The organism is Shewanella pneumatophori, assembly GCF_023283895.1.
GTDB lineage: Bacteria > Pseudomonadota > Gammaproteobacteria > Enterobacterales > Shewanellaceae > Shewanella > Shewanella pneumatophori.
In genome coordinates this window covers 119,247-139,535 of sequence record NZ_JAKILB010000001.1, presented here as the reverse complement: position 1 = coordinate 139,535, position 20,289 = coordinate 119,247, and the positions used below count along the sequence as shown (strand labels likewise).

At 40.9% G+C, this 20,289-nt stretch carries 21 protein-coding genes; 11 read left to right on the top strand and 10 right to left on the bottom strand.

Annotation, left to right across the window (positions count from 1 at the left end):
- Positions 1-195 precede the first annotated feature (195 nt).
- Complete coding sequence (locus L2740_RS00640) at positions 196-1,722, bottom strand: dipeptidase (protein ID WP_248948017.1); 1,527 nt, start codon at positions 1,720-1,722, stop codon at positions 196-198.
- A gap of 211 nt (positions 1,723-1,933) precedes the next feature.
- On the opposite strand from L2740_RS00640, the gene L2740_RS00635 reads away from it, so the two are divergent.
- Positions 1,934-4,111 (top strand): M3 family metallopeptidase, encoded by a 2,178-nt coding sequence (locus tag L2740_RS00635; RefSeq protein WP_248948016.1) that lies wholly within the window; start codon positions 1,934-1,936, stop codon positions 4,109-4,111.
- Between the two features lie 68 nt (positions 4,112-4,179).
- Here L2740_RS00635 and L2740_RS00630 read toward each other — a convergent pair whose 3' ends face one another.
- From L2740_RS00630 to L2740_RS00620, 3 genes are all read right to left on the bottom strand, one after another.
- On the bottom strand, positions 4,180-4,362 hold the full coding sequence (locus L2740_RS00630) for a hypothetical protein (protein WP_248948014.1): 183 nt from the start codon (positions 4,360-4,362) through the stop codon (positions 4,180-4,182).
- A 174-nt stretch (positions 4,363-4,536) separates the two neighbouring features.
- Positions 4,537-4,845 carry a Fis family transcriptional regulator gene (locus L2740_RS00625; protein ID WP_248948013.1) on the bottom strand — a complete coding sequence of 103 codons (309 nt, stop codon included), beginning with the start codon at positions 4,843-4,845 and terminating at the stop codon, positions 4,537-4,539.
- Positions 4,846-4,894: 49 nt separating this feature from the next.
- The gene (locus tag L2740_RS00620; protein ID WP_248948012.1) at positions 4,895-5,260 is read right to left on the bottom strand and encodes a hypothetical protein; all 366 of its coding nucleotides are present in this window, start codon (positions 5,258-5,260) and stop codon (positions 4,895-4,897) included.
- A gap of 234 nt (positions 5,261-5,494) precedes the next feature.
- Between L2740_RS00620 and L2740_RS00615 the strand changes: the two genes are divergently transcribed.
- Positions 5,495-6,109, top strand: coding sequence for a DUF938 domain-containing protein (locus L2740_RS00615; protein WP_248948011.1), 615 nt, complete (start codon positions 5,495-5,497; stop codon positions 6,107-6,109).
- Positions 6,110-6,125: 16 nt separating this feature from the next.
- Here L2740_RS00615 and yjjG read toward each other — a convergent pair whose 3' ends face one another.
- Both yjjG and L2740_RS00605 read right to left on the bottom strand, forming a co-directional pair.
- On the bottom strand, positions 6,126-6,812 hold the full coding sequence (gene yjjG / locus L2740_RS00610; RefSeq protein ID WP_248948010.1) for a pyrimidine 5'-nucleotidase: 687 nt from the start codon (positions 6,810-6,812) through the stop codon (positions 6,126-6,128).
- 238 nt (positions 6,813-7,050) lie between these two features.
- Positions 7,051-8,841: an acyl-CoA dehydrogenase C-terminal domain-containing protein gene (locus L2740_RS00605; protein ID WP_248948009.1), complete on the bottom strand. Its 1,791-nt coding sequence runs from the start codon at positions 8,839-8,841 to the stop codon at positions 7,051-7,053.
- 377 nt (positions 8,842-9,218) lie between these two features.
- On the opposite strand from L2740_RS00605, the gene L2740_RS00600 reads away from it, so the two are divergent.
- Positions 9,219-10,064 carry a D-hexose-6-phosphate mutarotase gene (locus L2740_RS00600; RefSeq protein WP_248948008.1) on the top strand — a complete coding sequence of 282 codons (846 nt, stop codon included), beginning with the start codon at positions 9,219-9,221 and terminating at the stop codon, positions 10,062-10,064.
- A gap of 220 nt (positions 10,065-10,284) precedes the next feature.
- On the opposite strand, the gene L2740_RS00595 is transcribed toward L2740_RS00600, so the two are convergent.
- Complete coding sequence (locus L2740_RS00595) at positions 10,285-10,692, bottom strand: hypothetical protein (RefSeq protein ID WP_248948007.1); 408 nt, start codon at positions 10,690-10,692, stop codon at positions 10,285-10,287.
- Between the two features lie 300 nt (positions 10,693-10,992).
- Here L2740_RS00595 and L2740_RS00590 point away from each other — a divergent pair, with 300 nt between their 5' ends.
- The 8 genes from L2740_RS00590 (at position 10,993) to L2740_RS00555 (ending at position 17,270) form a co-directional block, all read left to right on the top strand.
- Positions 10,993-14,454: an intermembrane phospholipid transport YdbH family protein gene (locus L2740_RS00590; protein WP_476707510.1), complete on the top strand. Its 3,462-nt coding sequence runs from the start codon at positions 10,993-10,995 to the stop codon at positions 14,452-14,454.
- Positions 14,455-14,555: 101 nt separating this feature from the next.
- On the top strand, positions 14,556-14,804 hold the full coding sequence (locus tag L2740_RS00585; RefSeq protein WP_248948005.1) for a YnbE family lipoprotein: 249 nt from the start codon (positions 14,556-14,558) through the stop codon (positions 14,802-14,804).
- 24 nt (positions 14,805-14,828) lie between these two features.
- Positions 14,829-15,149 carry a YdbL family probable chaperone protein gene (locus tag L2740_RS00580; RefSeq protein WP_248948003.1) on the top strand — a complete coding sequence of 107 codons (321 nt, stop codon included), beginning with the start codon at positions 14,829-14,831 and terminating at the stop codon, positions 15,147-15,149.
- 201 nt (positions 15,150-15,350) lie between these two features.
- The gene (locus L2740_RS00575; protein ID WP_028766941.1) at positions 15,351-15,566 is read left to right on the top strand and encodes a DUF4177 domain-containing protein; all 216 of its coding nucleotides are present in this window, start codon (positions 15,351-15,353) and stop codon (positions 15,564-15,566) included.
- 2 nt (positions 15,567-15,568) lie between these two features.
- A complete protein-coding gene (yidD, locus tag L2740_RS00570) occupies positions 15,569-15,793 on the top strand; it encodes a membrane protein insertion efficiency factor YidD (RefSeq protein WP_275973902.1) in 225 nt (74 codons plus the stop codon).
- Positions 15,793-16,179, top strand: coding sequence for a TM2 domain-containing protein (locus L2740_RS00565; protein ID WP_248948002.1), 387 nt, complete (start codon positions 15,793-15,795; stop codon positions 16,177-16,179). Before yidD ends, L2740_RS00565 begins: the two co-directional genes overlap by 1 nt.
- A 197-nt stretch (positions 16,180-16,376) precedes the next feature.
- Positions 16,377-16,847, top strand: a complete 471-nt coding sequence (locus L2740_RS00560) for a hypothetical protein (RefSeq protein ID WP_248948001.1) — start codon at positions 16,377-16,379, stop codon at positions 16,845-16,847.
- Positions 16,848-16,865: 18 nt separating this feature from the next.
- A complete protein-coding gene (locus L2740_RS00555) occupies positions 16,866-17,270 on the top strand; it encodes an MAPEG family protein (protein WP_248948000.1) in 405 nt (134 codons plus the stop codon).
- Between the two features lie 110 nt (positions 17,271-17,380).
- On the opposite strand, the gene L2740_RS00550 is transcribed toward L2740_RS00555, so the two are convergent.
- The 3 genes from L2740_RS00550 to L2740_RS00540 all read right to left on the bottom strand — a co-directional run bounded on the left by L2740_RS00550 (position 17,381) and on the right by L2740_RS00540 (position 20,252).
- Positions 17,381-17,908, bottom strand: coding sequence for a GDYXXLXY domain-containing protein (locus tag L2740_RS00550; protein WP_248947999.1), 528 nt, complete (start codon positions 17,906-17,908; stop codon positions 17,381-17,383).
- A 110-nt stretch (positions 17,909-18,018) separates the two neighbouring features.
- Entirely contained in the window at positions 18,019-19,200 is a 1,182-nt protein-coding gene (locus tag L2740_RS00545; protein WP_248947998.1) for a DUF4401 domain-containing protein, read from the bottom strand.
- Positions 19,197-20,252, bottom strand: a complete 1,056-nt coding sequence (locus tag L2740_RS00540) for a DUF2157 domain-containing protein (RefSeq protein WP_248947996.1) — start codon at positions 20,250-20,252, stop codon at positions 19,197-19,199. The genes L2740_RS00545 and L2740_RS00540 overlap by 4 nt, the downstream gene beginning before the upstream one ends.
- Between the last annotated feature and the right edge of the window lie 37 nt (positions 20,253-20,289).

The window sequence follows — 20,289 nt, the reverse complement described above, 5'->3', positions numbered from 1 at the left end:
TCTGGCAAATTCACCGTTGCATGGCATTGATTGCTATCACGAAATAATAGGCAAATAACACAAAAATAAAGCGTTAGATCACAGGGTTAACTAAAACACTTAAGAATATGAAAGCAATCAAGTTTGCCGATTAAGCAGCATGATTAATAGTAAAATAGCGTGCAAACTATTAATCATGCAAAACTCTTTACTGTGCTATTTTGCCGCTAACTCAATAAATGCTGCGGTATACATTTTTAGATTAAGCATGAATTGCTCATAAGTAATAAATTCATACTCACTGTGACCGGTATATTCAACTCCCGGCATAGCAGGACCAAAACTCAACGCATTAGGGAATAACTTACTATTGGTCGAGCCGCCAATCGCGACAGGTTGCGGGTTTTTAATTCCAGTGAAGTGTTCAAAAACATTAAGTAGTGTCGATAAGTGCGGCGCATCTTCCATCACCATCGGCTCGCCCCAATAGGTCTTTAGATTAGTAATATCAGCGCTATGTTGTATTTGCCACTGCTTAATTGCTGCTTGTGCTTGCTGCTCAAGTAGTTGTTTATCTTTTCCCTTAGGCCGCCTTAGGTTTAAGGTCAGCTCTATGCCCTGCTCGTTTTGCTTCACTACGGTTGCAGCAAGGGTCATATGCCCCATAAAGTCGTCTTTATAAGCGATTTCGCCAAATTGCTCAGCATACAGACCTAAACCTACCATTTCTGCAATAAACAACTGTGCCTGTGAAGCGGTTGATTTAGGCCACTGATGAATTGATAAAAGCTCAGCTAAATGGGTCACGGCATTCACTCCGTCTTCTGGAGTTGAAGAGTGTGCAGACTTACCATTCGCGCGGATCAGCAGGTTTCCTGCGCTCTGCTCAAACTGGTATGTCATTGTCACTTGGCTTGCCGCTTTGGCTTTTAAGGCAGTAAGCAACTCATCACTCACATTGCTTATCACAGCGTTTGCCTCTTGAGGCACCTGACTTGCAAATGATCCACCGTGAAACTCAATAAGCTGCGACTGTTTCTTCGAAGAAGGGGCTATTGTGATCTCAGCTAAACTAAAAGTTATCTGACTCCAACCTTTTTCAGCAGTTACCACCGGGTATTCAGCATCAATGGTGATATTAATATCTGCAGGAGTGAAGTCTTTTAAAAACTCCCTAAGCGGCTGCCAGTCAGACTCTTCGGCCATATAAACCATTAATTCAATGCGCTTATCTAGCTTGATTTGCTTGTCTTTTATAGCTTTCATGGCAAACATGGCCGTGACAATTGCGCCTTTGTCGTCTTCTGTGCCACGACCTATTAATTTTCCTGGCTCAGAACTTACATCTAGCTCATAAGGGCTTTTTTGCCAAAATTTAGCATCGGCTGGTTGCACATCACCATGGGTGATCACCCCAAGCTTGTCAGAGCTATCGCCAAGTCCAATCAGTACAACATAGCCATGGTCGCTAAAGTCTAAACCTAATGTTTTACTCAAGCGCTTTAGCTCATTTTTAAAGCCAGTAAATTCAGGATTAGTGTCAGGGGTTAATCCCTGCACGGCTTCAGTATTAAATGCCACTAACTTTGCGAGGTTATCAACCATGGGCGTTGAATAGGTCTCTACCGCATAGTTAGCAACGAGTTCTGAACGGAGAGAAACCTCATTCGCTTGGCTAGTAAACGAGCTTGCTAAAAGTGTGCTAAAGGCCAAAGAAGTGCTCAATAAGCGAGATAATTTCATAGCTTTCCAATTGTTATTATTATGTTTTAAAAGCGCAGTTTGCCACAAATAACACCATAAAACGTGCAAAAAATAGCTAATTGAACGCTTTGTTACAAAGTTTAAGCTTTTACAATAGATCTCACACCTTTAACCGTGATACTTAAAGAAGTTAACGTCTGCGTAATTTAAAAGGCGATTTTTAAAACAAGTTAAAGTCGGGGATATAAATATGAAGGGATTAACCCTCAAACCAGTCGTGTCGGCAGTGGCTCTTGCATTAGCACTTACGGCATGTAGCGCGTCCAACACCACTACAACGACCCAAGAAGCACCTAACGTCGTTGCAGCTCAAATTATTGAAAACAACGCAAGCAACCCATTTTTCAAGCCATATGATACTTACCTCGGGATCCCTGATTTCGATAAAATCAAACCTGAGCATTACCTACCAGCATTTAAAGCTGGTATTGCGCAGCACAAAGCTGAAATCCAAGCCATTATTGATAACCCTGCTGCACCTACATTTGCCAACACTATCGAAGCGATGGAGTTTTCTGGCGAGCTAACAACTAAAGTAGCCAGTGTTTTCTATAACCTAACCGGTGCTGATACTAACGAGCAGCTTCAAGCAATTTCAAAAGAAGTGTCGCCAATGCTGTCTGCAGCAAGTGATGATGTGCTGCTAAATGATGCGTTATTCCAAAAAGTTAAAGCGGTTTATGAGCAGCGTAACCAGCTTAATCTTAATGTGGCGCAAGCAAAGCTACTTGAAGATACTTATAAGTCATTTACTCGCGGCGGCGCTAACTTAAATGATGCTGACAAAACTAAATTGCGTGCTCTTAACGAGCAAATTGGTAAGTTGAGCTTAGAGTTTGGTGACAACCTTTTAGCTGAAACCAATGCATTTGAATTGGTTATCGACAGTGAAGCCCAACTATCAGGTTTACCAGCTGACGTGATTGCCACTGCAGCACAAACCGCAACTAAACGCGGCCATGATGGCAAATGGGTATTTACCACTTCACGCCCATCAATTACACCATTCTTAACTTATGCAGATAACCGCGAGTTACGTGAAAAGCTGTATAAAGGTTATATTGATCGTGGTAATAATGATAACGCCAACGATAACAAAAAAATTCTAGCCCAAATGGCAGCGCTACGTGCAGAGCGCGCACAGTTAATGGGTTACAAAACTCACGCTCACTTTGTACTTGAAGAGCGCACAGCCAAAACACCTGAAAATGTTTATACCCTGCTAAACAAAATTTGGCCTGCAGCACTTGCACAAGCCGAAGCTGAAGTTGCAGACATGCAAGCGCTTATCGATGCTGAAGGCGGCGACTTTAAGCTAGCCGGTTGGGACTGGTGGTACTACTCTGATAAAATCCGTGTAGCAAAATACAGCTTTAACGAGCAACAAACACGTCCGTATTTCTCGCTAGAAAATACCCTACAAGGTGTGTTCTATACGGCTAACCGTTTATTCGGTATTACTGTAAAAGAGCGTACAGATCTACCTAAGTACAATGATGAAGTGCGTACTTGGGAAGTGTATGACAAAGACGGCGAGCTAATGGCTATCTTTATGGGCGACTATTTTGTTCGTGATAGCAAGCGCGGTGGTGCTTGGATGAACTCTTACCGTCAGCAGTACAACATGAACGGTGTAGAATCTAAGCCAATTATTGTTAACGTACTTAACTACCCTCGCCCTGCGGGTGATGAGCCAGCGTTGCTAACGTTTGACGAAGCTAGCACGCTATTCCATGAATTTGGCCACGCGCTACACGGTATGATGTCTGATGTGGAATATCGCTCACAAGCGGGTACTTCTGTACCACGCGACTACGTTGAGTTCCCATCGCAAGTAATGGAAAACTGGATGACACAACCTGAAGTACTGGCGCAATTTGCTAAGCACTACAAAACGGGTGAAGTGATCCCACAAGAGCTTGTTAAAAAGATCCAAGCTGCAAGTAAGTTTAACCAAGGCTTTGCAACTGTTGAATACATGGCGGCGACTAAGCTTGATTTAGACTGGCACACAGTGACAGACTTTATGCCAAAAGATGCAGCTAAATTTGAAGCAGAGTCGCTAAACAAAATGGGCTTGATTGCTGAAATTGCGCCTCGCTACCGCAGCACATACTTCTCGCATATCTTTGCTGGCGGTTACTCTGCAGGCTACTACAGCTACATCTGGTCTGATATTTTAGGTGCTGACGCATTCGAAGCCTTTAAAGAAAATGGTATTTTCGACAAAGCGACTGCAGATGCCTTTAGAGACAATATCTTGTCTCAAGGTGGTAGTGAAGATCCTATGCAGCTATACAAGCAGTTCCGTGGTAAAGAAGCTGGCATTGAGCCATTACTTCGTAGCCGTGGTCTTTTAGCTAAATAAGCCTAGAGCACACTAAATTAAAAAAGGTACGTCAATGACGTACCTTTTTTATGTCTTAATCGATGGTATCAGCCCTGAGGAAACATCAATTGGTACACCCAACGTGCCCCATAAAACCCAGCCGGCAGACCCGCTACAATACCAATCACAAAGACAAACAACTTTATTCGTTTACGATTTAGCTCTGATACCAAGGCTGCAAGCTCGGGATCAACATCAGACTCTTTAACTGAAGCCCTATTAGGTTCCATATTTTATCGACTCCTTGTCAATGAAAGGGCGAATGATAATGGCCGCATTGTAAACCAGTATAAGTTAAATTTAGGTATACCTTTTGGTGTGCAAATGTTTCAGAGCTAAAACTAGGCGCAAAGCTGCGATATAAAAGCTCTCTTAATGACTTACTAATAGTTGTTTACTAAAAGCTACTTACTAATAGCTTTTACAACTTCAAAACGGCACTGCTTAAGCGCTTGAGTAAGCTTAATGTCATGTTGGTTTAATATGCGTTCACTCAATAATGCCAGCTGTTGAGTTTGACCAATTTCAATCGCCTCACTCAATGCCGTTTGCGATTCGAACATAAAACGAATAACCAAGCTGTCAGACACTTTGGAAAAGTTGACTTGATGAGTTAACCACAAAAAACCGTTTACATCTTCTTTTGCGCTTTCACACACCAAAGTTAATGCGCCGCTGATTAACTTATCGATTTTCTTCTCTGTTTTGGTCACTCATCTCTCCTTTGCCAAACTCACTACAACAATCAGCCAAAATACAAGTTTAGCCTTGGTTAATCTGTATCAGTTTCGCAATAAAAGCTTTAAGCGCATCTTTGCTATCAAAGCTAAATGCTAAGCCATAATGTATGCCGTTCACGCTTTTCTGAACCCGCTTAGGAAAACGTGTCATCTCTGAATAATGACAATATTGCTCTTTGGCGTTCACCCCTTCAAGTTCGGCAAAGTCAGCTTTAAACACCTCATAAGCAGGGCGGATCACTAGCTGTGCTTGCTTACCATCAAGATACAAGTAGAAAGGCTCTTTTAACTTAGGCAGCATGTACTCAGTCACTTTCTTAATCGAAAAGTTGGTTCTACATTCAAGTTCGCTAAGTAATGAAACTATCTCGTAGTGTTCTATAGCCAAAATACTCACCTTTTATTCTTTCGTTGAACCTAGAGCTTAACCCTTTTTCTTTTGGCAACCTACGGATAATACCAATATTTCAAAAGTTGCTAGTTCTTAATCCCAAACTTAGCTTGGCAAGGGTTTGAAGCCTAAAAGGCATAAAAAACAGCCGTAAAATTCCTTATCCAAGATTGAATTTAGCCACTAGACACGGTAAAACAATAGCCATCATTTACAAACAAAGCCGTTACCGTGAGCTCACTCCCCTACTCTCAATCCTGTGAAAACAATAAAGCTGCAATCGCCGCAGTTATCGAGCAATGTTTTAGCCAAGCCAGCCAAGTACTAGAAGTTGGCAGCGGTACAGGCCAGCATGCGGTACACTTTGCTAAGCTAATGCCGCATTTAATCTGGCAAACCAGCGATCAGAGCATTTACCATGATGGTATTAATGCATGGTTATTAGCAGAGCCAAGTATAAATCTACGTCCACCTTTAACTCTTGATGTCACCCAAGCATGGCCTATTTCTCAACTTGAGAAGCCCGTAATTGATGGTATCTTCACCGCTAATACTTTGCACATCATGTCTAAAGCCATGGTTGAGGAGTTTTTTAAAGGAATCGGCGAGCATTTGGCGCTACACGGGCAACTGTGTATCTATGGTCCGTTTAACTATAATGGCCAATACACCAGCGATAGCAATCGTAACTTCGATTTATGGTTATATGAGCAAAATAATCAAAGCGCTATTCGAGATATTGAATGGATTATTGAATTGGCGAATAAGCAAGGCATGGAGCTAATCACTGATCACCCCATGCCCGCTAATAACCGCTTGCTCCACTTTGAAAAGCTAAGCAAATAGAGGTGATTACTGGCAATTAAGCACTTTGTTTACAGCTTAAGATCTCCCGTAGTTCACACAAGGTGCTTACTTGGTAGTGCGGATTAATATCATGGGGCTTTTCAGCGCCATTACTATTAAGCCAACAGGTATGAATACCTGCATTAATGCCACCCAAAATATCCGAGTGTGGATTATCGCCGACCATTAATACTGAGCTTTTATCAGGGTTGCCCATCAAAGAGAGTGCATGGTTAAAAATGCCGACATCAGGTTTAGCTATGCCCACCTCTTCTGAGATCACCAATGGCGAGAATCTATCGACTAAACCGACCTTTTGTAAACGCACGCTTTGCAATTCAGTAAAACCGTTGGTGATGATCCCCATATTGACTCGGCCAGTCAGTGAGTCAATAAGCTCTTGCGCACCAGGAAGCAACTGACAAATGTCTGCCATTGCACTTAAAAAACTACTGTTTAACTCTTGGGTTGAAACCGTGAGTTTTTGCGCCCATTCTGTAAAGCGAATATTTTGCAACTCCTGAGCGGTTAATTTGCCATCTTGGTAATCAACCCAAAGAGGCTGATTAACCTTTTGATAGTGGGCAAAATCTTGACGGCTAAAATCTACGTCAAATCGTGAAAACATTAGCTGCAAGCCTTGAAAAGCATCGAAGTGAAACAAGGTCTCATCAGCGTCAAAAAGTACCCATTTATACTGCATGTCTATCCTAATAAAATGAATACAGCCATCGCTGTTTATTGTTGTAAATACTGCACTGAAAGGCGCAGTTGGTAAGGTGCGCCAAGGTTAGCTTAGTTGGCATGGCAATGTCTAATACCAATCGCAGCTGCAGCAAAAAACAAAAAGCACCTCAAACCAGGTTAGGGTTATAAGGTGCCATCTTCAATCAAGCGTTAGTTGTTAAAAGCAGCTTAAATTGACTGATTTAAAGCTGCGTTTAAAAAGCCCTATCTTCAAACTCCACAATATCGCTACTAGCCAACTCAATTTGCTTAACTAAACTTGTAGTTTGTACCGCCCAGTAGTGCATGAAAAACTTTGCCGTTGCCAATTTATCTTGATAAAACTCACTGTCGTCAGCACCATTCTCAAGGCACTGTAAGGCTTTTTCAGCTGTACGTGTCCACATCCAAGCTAATGCTGTGATGCCAAATATTTGTAAATAAGCCATAGAGGCCGCACCAATTAGATCAGGATTTTTAGCCGCTTTTGCAACGATATAGCCTGTTGCCTTTTCAAGATCTGCCGCAGAGGCCATTAAGCCCTCGATATAAGGTTTCATCGCTTGATTTTTTATATTGCGCTCTATTAAGGTTTTAACCAACTCTGACCACAGTTTAAGTGTCGCGCCTTTATCAGCTAATACTTTACGACCAATAAGATCCAGTGCTTGCACGCCATTAGTGCCTTCGTAAATCATCGCAATTCTACTATCACGCACAAATTGCTCCATGCCCCATTCATGGATATAACCATGGCCACCAAATACTTGCTGTGCATCAACGCAGGCTTTAAACCCCTGTTCGGTTACAAAGCCCTTAACGATAGGCGTAAACAATGCAGCCAATTTTGATGCTGCTTTAACTTGTAGAGGGTCAGAGTGGCGCTCAGATTCATCAAGCCACAGCGCTTGTTGCCCCATAAGTGCACGAGTACCTTGATTAAACGATTTTTGCGCCAACAACATACGTCGCACATCGCCATGCACCAATATAGGATCAGCTGCTTGCTCAGCTTGTTTCACGCCACTTAACGCGCGACCTTGAATTCTATCTTGTGCATACGCAAGGGCATTTTGATAGGCAATTTCAGACACACCTAGCCCCTGTAAACCAACACCAAGCCTTGCTTGATTCATCATGGTAAACATAGCGCGTAAACCTTGATGCGGCTCGCCCACCAGCTCGCCAATAGCACCATCAAAATTCATCACACAAGTCGAGTTACCATGGATCCCCATTTTATGCTCAAGACTCGAAGCTTTTAGCTGGTTTAATTGCCCTAACGAACCGTCTTCATTAATTAATACTTTAGGTACCACAAATAAAGAGATCCCCTTCACTCCTTCAGGAGCGTCTGGCAATCTTGCCAATACCAGGTGAATAATATTGTCAGTCAGATCATGATCACCCGATGAAATAAAGATCTTCTCACCGCTGATAGCGAACTCTCCGTCAGCCAAAGGCGTTGCCTTAGTGCGTAATAACGCCAGATCTGTCCCAGCATGAGATTCTGTCAAGTTCATGGTTCCAGTCCATTCACCACTGACCAATTTGTCTAAATATTTAGCTTTTAAACTATCACTGCCATGGGCGTGAATAGCTGCATAAGCGCCGTGGGTTAAACCGGGATACATGGCAAAAGCCATATTGGTTGAAGTTTTCATTTCAGTGGCAAAGACGCCAATCACTTCAGGTAATCCTTGGCCGCCATATTCAGGATCACAGGTTAAGGTTGCCCAGCCATTATCGATATATTGCTGGTAAGCATCACTAAAACCTTTTGGAGTAATAACCTTACCATCTTGTAAACGGCAGCCCTCTAAATCGCCACTACCATTTAAAGGCAACATGATATCAGTTGTAAAATCAGCTACACCTTGCAGCACCGCATCAATCAACTCTGGATCAAACTCATCAAAGCCTTGCAACTCTGGCTGTTGATAGACGTTGAGTAATTCACTCAAAATAAACTGATAATCACGTATTGGCGCTTGGTAGATAGGCATAAAGAGATCCCTTGTTCTTATAAATAATTTTTATAATTAATGGTCGGTGCTCTGACCACCTTTTAACCACCATAACCAAGTTTGCACAAAAACACAGCTATTTTTTGGCCAGTAACTATCTAGGAATATTCTCGAATTGATAAGAAAGGAGCAGCGAAACTAGCATATCCATACAGTGCCAACAGATAGCCTAATATCATGTTAAATTCGTAGGGATTTACAAACACAGTAGAGTCATTTGCCTCTCCAATCTCTTTTGTTTGCTCAAGAGAACAGCATTACCGCAAATACGTGTAAAAGAATGCTTATCTCGCCCAGAAAAACGGGGTAAGCTAAGTCGCACTATTCATGATAACGCTTTGAAAGGACAACACCTCATGGGTTCGGTCACCACCAAAAAACATGCTAATGGATTAGACTACGTCGACGTTAATACGCCTTTATGTAAAGCTCGGATTTTCCTGCAAGGTGCACAAATTGATTATTTTGAGCCTGTAGGCAAAAAACCATTACTGTGGGTTTCAAGTGCTGATGATTATGAGCCTGGTAATGGTATTAGAGGTGGGATCCCAGTATGTTGGCCTTGGTTTGGTATGTCTGACAATCCAGACTTTCCGCAGCATGGTTTCGCTCGAACTCGTCTTTGGTCGCTCGAGTCTGTAAAAATGCGTGATCAAGTGGTCGATCTAAAATTTACACTAAAAGTCAGTGAAGAAGATAAACAATATTGGCCTCACGACACTGAAGTTGAAGTATTAATGACCTTAAGTGATACGCTAAGCGTTAGCCTAGTTAATATCAATAAAAGTGACTATGAAATCAGCTTAACCCAAGCATTACACACCTATTTCCCAATTGAAGATATTCATCAATTAAAAGCTTCTGGTTTTACAGGCTCTAAGTTCATCGAGTTTGGAAATGGGCCATTTGCGCAAGAGCAAGATGGCGTCGACTTCACTCGTGAAACTGACCGCGTATATACTGACCTAGGTGAAACACAAGAGCTACACACACCAGATGGAATCATTGAAGTAAGCCGCGAAAATAGTACAAGCGCAGTGCTCTGGAACCCTTGGATTGACAAGTCAGTGCGTTTATCTCGTTTTAATAGCGATGATTACCTCACCATGGTTTGTTTAGAAGCCGCTAACGTACTTGAAGATAAAGTAGTGCTTGCGCCAAATGAAACTCATACGCTAACCACACATATTCGCTGGAAATAGCATAATACTTAGCGGTATATAACGATTTAACCAGCTATAACCTAACTCGCATTATCAAAAATACCGGTCAGCAGTTCACTCACTTCACTGCTGACCGTTTAGGCTCCTTGCTTGCCACACACAAATATTCAAAGCTCACACAATATTCAAAGCTCACACACAGACATATTCACCATTTGCTTGTCACTTTATTGGCTATCATCAGAATTCATCACCACACTTACTCAGTAACATAATCGCTAAAATCCAATTCTTTTCCCAAAATTGGCGAACTAAATTGCGATGCTTTATCTGCTGTGTGATGGTCACAATTATGTGTGTTCACTGTTGCTATAGAAAACACAAAAATAATAAAGAACAGTAAATTACCAAATAAAAGATATGGCAAATTACCTGATGTTCTTATTGCAATGGCAACACCAGCCACTAAATTTAAGCCCAGTAATGCAAACATCATATTGACTAATAAATTCGCACTCTCAATAACATGCAAGTAATGCAAAATAGCCATCACAACTAAAAAGCAACTACAAACAGCGGGAACAAAAATTAATAACCATGCAAAATTTTTCAAAGGGAACCTCTTCTCTGTTAAATACTGCTGGCTAAATAGCTCTGCGGCTAACAAAGCTTTTTAGCCAAAAGAACAGCGAAACTACTCAGCAACGCTCACTGTTGAGCAAATCAGTAACAAATGGTTCAACTTGTATCGGTAAAAATCGCCATATAAATGGTTTTGTTTGAGCTACATCACAATCTTCATGGCATTGATCGGTAGTCCTTAATGTTGCCGAACAACCTATAAGCCTTGAATTAGTCTATTTCGTTACTGAATTAAGGTGTTAGAATCAGCGGACTATACTAAAAGTTCCTGAGCAAACAATACTCAGCAAACAACACTCGGCAAATGAGTGACTGTTAGAACGCAATGAACGGGATCAGGCAAGTGCAACAGGCTGTAAAACTAAACAGGCGACAAAAAGCCACCCGATATCTAGTCACATCATTGCTTTGTATAGCCTTGCTCATTGCTATTGCTATTGCTGTAACACTCAAGTTTTATGAAAAAATGACTATCGAACTGGCAAATCAATACTTGTCAGCTTATAACACTCAAATACACCAACTCAGTTTTGCTCCTAAAAGCTTTACCCAATGGCAGATTGCAAGCGCGTTAATCAGCGTAGATAACACCGATATCCGCCTGACAGATCTCAATCTAATGTTTGATGAAAACACTCAACCTTGGGCATTTGAGATCAATGATCTGTTGGCGCTATCCGTTGAACGTGTTGATGTAGCACTGTCACCCAGTGCATTATGGCAGTCAAGTTCTGCCGCTCATGCCACTGGTCCAGCCGTTGGCCTAAATTTTGATTCACTACCAGATATTAAGGTCAACCACACTCATTTAACCCTTAAAGGCATAAATGAGTCTGAGTTATCTGTTGATTTACAAAACTTAAGCTTAAATAAGCTTAGACAACTTCAAAGCCAGATTTATATCAATAATAAGCCCCTGCTTACACTTTCTGCAGACCTAAATGAAACAGAATGGCGCGCTAGCAGCAATATTGATTTAACTTTACTGCAAGCATTTAGCCGTCAGCTAGCTCAAAGTGAGCAACTTCTTTTAGCTAATAAAACCAACGTAATAAGCGGTACTAACGAGGTAAACCATAATCACCAATATCAGAGCTTACTAGCACCGCTATATGAGCTTGTTGAAAAGATTGATGACAAACATATTCAACTTCATGCCAATCTAGACTCAAGACTCAAGCTAAATTTAAAAACAGCGCAAATCAGCTCGCAACATAGGTTAAGTCAGGCGAGTTTGGTTTTTGATGATTTTGAGCAGACACTGCTAAGGCCAATGAGTCTTGATACCAGTGAAAAAAAGCAACATAGCTCATCGGGGCTAAGCTTTGATATTTCGGGGCATATTACCGAGCCGACTCTAACTGTAGAGCCGTTTTCACTACCGCTTAGGTTGGACACAAAATTGTCGGAAACTGATCCGACAATCATCACAGTAAACAGTGATGAACGACTTAAAAATCTGCTACAAAAACTCAATGATAAACCGTTTGAACAAGCGCTACTCAACCTTTATCAGCAACTAAGCTTAGACAATTCAAATATAGACGATTCAAATATTGTCAATAGCAAGCCAGACCAAGCGATTCAGAGCCCTAACTTGCTGATTAATCTAGCTCAAGGATTAAGTTATAAAATTACCGAAAACAAGCTACACATACCTGCTGTATCAATAGAACTAAAAGACAGCAAATTAAGAGCGGTAATCGCAGTCAATGACCTCCATTATCATTTAGATAACGCTAACTCAGACTACCTGCTAAAAGGCGATTGGCATATTGAGGCATCGCATAATCAGGCTTTAACACTTAACCGTTTGTGGCCATCCCTCAATAAACTGCCTTACCAAGTTAACTTCAATCAATCTGAAATTAACCTATCGGGAGATCTTAGTGCAGGCCAAACTGGCACCAACACTGATTTTAATATTCAAATAAAAAGCGGCGCCCAGCAAACAAGTAAAGGAATTGAGTTAATTCAACCTGATTTGCCTCAATCAGCTAATAGCACTTCATTAAAAGCCCATTCAACCGCAACAAACACATTGCACATAGATCAAACCAAGTTACTCCTTGACTCCCCAGTTGAGTATCGCTTTAGCATGAACGCAAATAGTGACTATTTCAGCGCCAGCAAACAGCTGAGCATGAACCAATTAAGCATTCCAGCATTTAGTTATCAGGTGTCAGGTTTAAGCAGCAACATTGTAACTAACAATGAGCTAGAAGAACAATACGCATTAAAAGTTGCCAGCATAGGCTTTAATCTACAAGCCCCAACTAAACTAATATTGCGTTCATTTACAGAATCCCAGCAATTGACTCGAGCAGCTAATGCTAAAACTTACACTAAAGCTGCCCCCTTGAGCGAGGTTACTGCGCAGCAGAACCAAGATCAAGCTGCGCTCAATCTCCCGCTTACGCAGCAACTACTATCTCATAAGCTGAGTAATCAGATAGCAATTGATATATCAAACGTTCGCATAGATAAATCGGGTTATAACCGCCCACTAGAGCCTACAAGCTCAAGTCGCTTGCATGGGATTGCAGAAAAGAATAAACCGAGCAAGCTTAGTAAAAGACGTCATATTAAACAGAAGCTAGCCGAATTTGACGAGATCTCACTACTGCAGGTACTAGCTTTAAATAAGCAAACTCTTCAAACTAATGAAAGCTGGCAAATAAATGATCTTAACCTAACTAGCCAACATCAACTGGCACCACAACATAATATCAAGTATTTTTCGCTAGCCGGCGATTGGCAGTTTAGTAGTGAATTCGCCCCTATCTTGGCTTTTCTCAGTCAAACAGACAGCTTACCTGAATCACTTGATATCCAAGGCAATGCTGAATTTGCTATGCACTATGAGCTTGAAAAAAATCAACAATTAGCTTTTGCGGCAAGTCTTATTCCACAAGTTAAAGATATAACCGGTAGTATCAACAATTTGCCATTTGAAGGTGGTAATATGGACACCCAATGTAATTTTAACTGGCAGCAAAATAGCGACAATAAACGTAAAAGCGAATTTAATTGTGACAATATAGCCTTATCACTACTGGCGTTTAACCCAGGAGTGCTTATCACAGATATTAACGCTGAAGCTGCTGTAAACTTTGCTACTGAATCTCAAACTAATACCTCAATCAACCAGACACCAACGCTAGACCCTAAAGCCGCAGAACAACAAACAAGCGATAGCAATAACCTTGCATTAGCTAAGCAACTACTGGGCGTCAAACAAGCTTCTTTTGCACTTACCGCACAAGGGGATTTACTTGGTGGTCAGCTGCTCATTCCGCAATTTGAGTTAAATTTAAAACAACCTTCATCAGCATATTTTGTATTGCAACAAATAGATCTAGAGCAGCTATTGGCCATTCAACCTCAAGTTGGTGTTTATGCTACAGGCATTTTTGATGGCGTCTTGCCAGTCAATCTTGATAACGGTAAAGCCAGTGTTATTGGTGGAAAGCTTGCTGCTCGAGCACCTGGCGGTTTAATCGCTATTGGCAATAACCCTGCAGTGGAGCAAATGCGCCAAAGCCAACCTTATCTAGAGTTTGCATTTTCAACACTTGAGCACCTTAACTATTCTGAGTTATCTAGCACATTTGATATGAACGCTCTCGGTGATGCCATACTTAAAGTCAATGTAAAAGGTCGCAGCCGCGGTATGGAGCGCCCTATTCACTTTAACTACTCTCAAGAGGAGAACATGTTACAGTTACTTAGAAGTTTACAGATTGGTGATAATTTACAGAACCAAATTGAGCGAGCTGTAAAATAACAACCGGGTAAAACCTAACAATCTGTTGTTTTTATTGTTTTATATATTTATAAATTAATGGTTCCCAATATAGTCCAAGCGAATAAGGAAAGGATAAGCCAATGAGCACATTGCATGATCCTAAAAATCAAAAGCAGATAACTCATCAAAGCTCTAACATAAAAAGTGCTAGAGTGCTGTTGAGTGTCGTGATAGCGACGTATGCGTTGGTGGCTTGTAGCCCAACAGTAAAAATTGAACCACCAGATAAACCGATTGTGATTAATCTTAATGTTAAAATTGAGCATGAAATAAAAATCAAAGTCGACAAAGAGTTAGATCAACTTTTGTCTGACGACGAATTGTTTTAAGCAAAGGAATTATAGGAGAACCCCATGAAGTCTATATTACTTGTACTTGTTGCAGGCTTAGTACTTAGCTTTAATGCCTTTGCTATTTCTTTGCAAGATGCTAAAGCTCAAGGGCTCGTTGGTGAGCAGCTTAATGGCTACTTAGGCGTAGTAAAAAGTTCAGCTGAAGCTAACGCGGTAGTTAGTTCTGTCAACGCTAAGCGCAAAGCCCATTATGAGAAGATAGCTAAGAAAAATCAGATCACAGTCAATGATGTGGCAAAACTGGCGGCCGAAAAAGCAATTAAAGCCACTAAAAAAGGTCATTACATTAAAAATAAGTCCGGTAAATGGGTCAAAAAATAACAGCTACAATGCTTAGGATATTTTGATTTAGGTTATTTTTCCACGCAAAAACCATTTTTTGGGCAACCACAAACTCAGGTTATACGAGTTTGTGGTTGCCTATCGCCTCACCGTTTTGCAAATGCAACTCAGTATAAACTTACTATTGAAACCATAGATCTAGTCAGCTATCATCGGCGTTTTTTATGTGGTTGATAAATAATGACAAAATATACAGAATACAAAGTTGTTCATATTGTTGAAGGCGGCTGCGGTACTATCTTTCTAGGCGCTAGTGGCTTACCTATTCAGAAAATTGAAGCTGAGATGAATAAATACGCTCAAGACGGCTGGCAGGTTGTTTTCCAAGTGTTAGAACAAAAGCGCTTTATGCTATTTTGGAAGCGTGAAGCGGTTATTCTTACCTTAGGTAGATAAGCTTGTTTAAGCAAATATCGCTAAAATTGATCCACCGCTATCAAGCTAGTGGTGGTTCAAAAAAGCTGTTAAATATCGAGTGTAATTTTGAGCCGACATGCTCTGAATATACCAAGCAATGCATTATTAAATATGGTGCAATAAAAGGCTGGCGACTAGGTTTATCACGCATTAAACGTTGCAACCAGCCCGACCTTTGCCAAAAAATTTACGATGAGGTCCCCTAGTGCAATATTTGCAACCTTGGAACGAATTGGAAGAACAAGAAGAGCAACTTCGAAACCAAGTCAACCAGCTCCCTGCTGAACAGAAAAAAGCCTATTACAAGCAGCAATCAACCCAGCTTAAAGATCCTGATACCTATGCCTCGTTAAACTGGTTATTTTTAGGTGGTTTCCATCATTTATACCTAAAGAAATATCGACTCTTTGCTATTGAGTTCATTTGCTTAGTCATCAGCATTACAGGGCTTTGTTTAGGTTATCATCAGGCTGTTTATTTACTGCTCGCAATTGCTATCTACGAGCTACCACAACTATTTTTCTCTCAAAAAATAGCTAGGCAATATAACTATAAAATCTCTGAAAAAATATTCACTGAACTTGCTAATTAACATGCTCAAACATCAATAGTCATTTCAAAGGGACTTATATCTATCAGTATAATTTGATTGGCACAGAGCGATTTTAGGCGAACTAACTCAAGACGAACAGCAGCGATAATGGCCACTCCCTTATCAAGCGATTCAGCCTAGAAGTCGTCAGCCTAAAAAGCGCATAATAGCTACAACACTGTTCAAAGGAGAGAACCGTGAGATCACTTAAGTTAGCAGGAACCTTAACCGCAATAGCCGCAGTAACTCACTTAATGATTATTGTCGGTGGTGCAGATTGGTACCGCTTTTTTGGTGCCGGAGAGCAAATGGCACAAATGCAGGAGCAAGGCTCAAACTACCCTGCAATTGTTACTTTCATCATTGCCAGCATTTTAGCAATTTGGAGTTTTTACGCGTTTTCAGGCGCGAAATCCATTAGAAAACTGCCTTTCATTAAGCCTATTTTGTCAATTATCACCCTCATATTTTTGGCAAGAGCCCTATTCGCTATTCCAGTAGTGATATTAGCTGACTCTCCCTATATGGCAGAGCTAGCAAACAATATGAGCTTTATGGTCATATCGTCAATGTTCTGCTTAGCTATCGGGCTCTGTTATGCCATAGGTACTTATCAATTACTCACTGCCACAAAACAAGAAAAGCATAAAACTCAAGGGAACAATTAACCATAACAAGGAACTAAAATGGAATTTATCGAACCATATCGACTGTCAGTCTTAGTATTAGGTTTATCCGGCGCTCTATTTTGGATACAGCTAGCCATAGTTGATGTCGTAGGGATCAAAACCAAACACACTCCAGGCTTTAGCATTGAGCAAGATCATAATCAGCTGCTCTTTAGAGCGAATCGTGCTCTAGCAAACAGTAATGAAAGTATCGGCATTTTACTGCTATTTGTTCTATTCGCGATGTTATCAAATGCAAATCCGGATTGGCTCAATAACTCCGCCCTTACCTACTTCATTGGCCGAGCTTTACATATGCTTTGTTATTATTTAAATATCAAAGTATTACGTAGCATCGCCTTTGCTATCAGTTTTAGCGCGCTGTTGGCGATGTTTATTGTTGGGCTACTTGCTTGGATATAATGATAAAATAACGGCAATAACACTGATTGGTATAACAAGGTTTAAGCTGAGTATTAGACCTTGTTACTTATTTCAACCCGAATTTGAATGACTTTAAATTTGATTCAGCGCTAAAGCTTATTAAAGTTTTTATCCAACATAGATTGCAGTAATAGCCCGCCCTGTTGGTTGACCCTAAACTCACCATACTTAGCACGCTCATAACGCTTTGCTTGCCCCTCTTCAAAGAAGAATGCATTACTCGCAAATTTAACGCGATTATTGCGCAGTCGATATTGAATATTAACCAGCGAGCTTGGCTGCTGTTTAATATGGGGCTCCTTGGCTATCGACACTAAGGATGCCACTCGATTTTCATCTAAGCTTACTTGCAACCATCCATCAGAGCTAATCTCATCCATCAACGGCAAGATTTCCGCTGCAAGCGCATAATTGAGCACCATATAGTCGCCCTGCATTAACGAGCGAGGATCAACTGGCGCTAGCGTTAGCCGAATTACTTGACCGTCTGCTAGGTGTTGCTCTTTTTTAAAAATATCCCAATTTACAACTGCAACAATAGTAAGAATTGTTGCAATAACGACATACATAGCCCAAGGCCAAGCTAGTTTGTAATTTTTAGTGTGTTGTTCAACCATGTTTCGCTATCCATCTGGTATCTTTGTTAATACGCGCCTTAATTAACTGAATGTGTAAACTTGTGTTCAAAGCTAAAGTTTAAAGCTTAAATTCCAAGCTAAAGTTCAAGCTAATTTGGGGTTGTTTGAACTTGCGATGTAGGAATGAATTTTATCATCAACACCTTTGCTAACAATAACATCGAACCTAATGCCACTAACCACAAAGACTTATCCAACAAAGGCAACTGCAAACTGTAATAATACCAACCAATAAAGCTTAAAATCCCTAAGACACCAAGCGCAAAAAGTAGCCTTTCACCTAGGTAAAAGCCCATGAGCAATATTAAAAGCGCGGTTATTAGCCCGGTCATTACAAGAGATAAAGCCGCACTCAAAACCAAACCAATCAAACAGAATAGTCCTATTCTGCTGCGCCATGAAATATGTATAGAGCCTAAAATATGATTAATAGCAACTGCGCCAATACAAAAAGCAGTCACGACGGATGCAACATTAGACCAAGGAGCAATAATGGGTAGTTCAACAATATGTTGAAAGTCACCATGTTGCATCAGTAAAGGAATTTGAATTAGCACTAAACAAACGGCAATCATATAGCCAAGAGCATTAAGCCTGGAATAATATTGACCTACTTTGGCTTCATAGAGCCATATAGCGCAAAAGAAGATACAGTAAAGGGGTGCGACATATGCCAAAAAACCGAGCTCATAGGCCATAGCCGCAAAACAAACTAGCATACCAAAGCTCATCATTAACTGATGACTGTAATGCTTAATCACAAGCCAATGGACTAATAAAGCTAAACCAAAACTAAAGTGCCAGTAAATACCATGATTAGGCTCAAACCAACCCGTTAACCCATAACCTAACGACAATAGTCCACACAGACTGATTGATAATGCCATTTGGTTAGCAAACAGCTGCGAACTGCTATTGCTGCGATATATTCCTATAGCAACAAGGCTATAGATAATACCGATCCCAAAAGCAAACTGAGTACCAAGATCGTCATAAAGTAAGCCGAAAAAGGTAATAGTGAACCCCAAAATAAATAGCGACGCAAACCAAGCCCCAATAGACTGCATAAACTGAATATACCAAGGGCTTTTACTGTCAAATTCAGGCAATTTAGGCAATTTAGGCAAATTATCAGAATCTCCCTCTGTTAATTTAGCACCGGTCAAATCTTGTTTAATTAGACCCTTACCGACCAATAACGTCCAAAGTTCTGCTTCGGCTGTTTTATTATTCTCAGCAAAACGGCCATGAAAAAGTTTATCTAAAATCATGCTGACGCTCCGGTATTAAACGCTTTATGACGCTGTTTAAGCCACAGGGTTACGCCTGTTGTCGAGCCAATAATACTGATCCCTAACAGCAAGAACATAGCGACAACATCACTACCTTCAAGAGCCACACGAATAAATAAACAATTGACCACGGTGACTAAGCTATAGCCGCCAATCGCCAAGACAAATATATCTTTCACCTTATGGTTATATACAAAAAAACCAGCTGCAATAACGGCCGTATAAACAAATCCCCAAATACTTGGCCCCTCATCAAACAAGGACTCTATCGCCAGTATTGTGATAGTACCAACCGCAGCTAACATAGTAATTTGTTGAAATAACGGCGCGTTAAAGCGCTGTTGCTGTATTTTCAATATCCGCGGCAACCGAACAAATCGACCACTTAACAAACTGCAAGCTAAGTGCAAACTCAGATTAAGAAAAAACAACCAAGCTAATAAAGCTGTTGGACCAAATAACCAGTTCAATGCCCCTGGAAAAGCTTGAAAATAAAGTAACACGGCCAAATTAAGCAATAAACCAAGTAGTAGCCAAAGCAGCTCATTCCCTGCGACCAATGCTAACGGCAACATAAGTAACGCCCAGATAGCAAAGAGCTGCCAAGGATCTGCGCCTGTTTGATATGTTTGGCCAACGAGTGCAAGCAAACTACCGATGATAATAGCTGATAGAAGCAGTATTGCATTGGCTGTGGTGTAGCCAAAACCACTGATATCGCCTGCATTTACGGCGCGGCGGCGCACCAATATATAGCCTAAAAGTGAGGTAAGCAGTAACATTTCAACTAACGCGAAGCGGCTAAACTGGCCCATAACTTGCCAATTAGCTGCAACAAAAAATACAACGCCAGCTCCTACTAACAAGGCTCCGCCCCAAGTCAGTAGTAATGTAATAAGCGCATGCCATTGTATAGTCGAAGCATGAGATTCGGCCGAGTCCTGAGCAGTATGCAGTGCAGCTGGTAATGCTTCTTTAGTAATAAAGCCCTGCTCAAACCAACGTATAACTATAGGTTTTAAATTTGCCACTATTGTGTCCCGTCGATTTTATCTTTTAGATAAACTA

Bases quoted from the DNA above. Each gene is read 5' to 3' on its own strand.
- L2740_RS00640 (WP_248948017.1), bottom strand. From the start codon at position 1,722: ATGAAATTATCTCGCTTATTGAGCACTTCTTTGGCCTTTAGCACACTT.
- L2740_RS00635 (WP_248948016.1), top strand. From the start codon at position 1,934: ATGAAGGGATTAACCCTCAAACCAGTCGTGTCGGCAGTGGCTCTTGCA.
- L2740_RS00630 (WP_248948014.1), bottom strand. From the start codon at position 4,362: ATGGAACCTAATAGGGCTTCAGTTAAAGAGTCTGATGTTGATCCCGAG.
- yjjG (WP_248948010.1), bottom strand. From the start codon at position 6,812: ATGCAGTATAAATGGGTACTTTTTGACGCTGATGAGACCTTGTTTCAC.
- L2740_RS00605 (WP_248948009.1), bottom strand. From the start codon at position 8,841: ATGCCTATCTACCAAGCGCCAATACGTGATTATCAGTTTATTTTGAGT.
- L2740_RS00600 (WP_248948008.1), top strand. From the start codon at position 9,219: ATGGGTTCGGTCACCACCAAAAAACATGCTAATGGATTAGACTACGTC.
- L2740_RS00590 (WP_476707510.1), top strand. From the start codon at position 10,993: ATGAACGGGATCAGGCAAGTGCAACAGGCTGTAAAACTAAACAGGCGA.
- L2740_RS00585 (WP_248948005.1), top strand. From the start codon at position 14,556: ATGAGCACATTGCATGATCCTAAAAATCAAAAGCAGATAACTCATCAA.
- L2740_RS00580 (WP_248948003.1), top strand. From the start codon at position 14,829: ATGAAGTCTATATTACTTGTACTTGTTGCAGGCTTAGTACTTAGCTTT.
- L2740_RS00575 (WP_028766941.1), top strand. From the start codon at position 15,351: ATGACAAAATATACAGAATACAAAGTTGTTCATATTGTTGAAGGCGGC.
- L2740_RS00555 (WP_248948000.1), top strand. From the start codon at position 16,866: ATGGAATTTATCGAACCATATCGACTGTCAGTCTTAGTATTAGGTTTA.
- L2740_RS00550 (WP_248947999.1), bottom strand. From the start codon at position 17,908: ATGGTTGAACAACACACTAAAAATTACAAACTAGCTTGGCCTTGGGCT.
- L2740_RS00545 (WP_248947998.1), bottom strand. From the start codon at position 19,200: ATGATTTTAGATAAACTTTTTCATGGCCGTTTTGCTGAGAATAATAAA.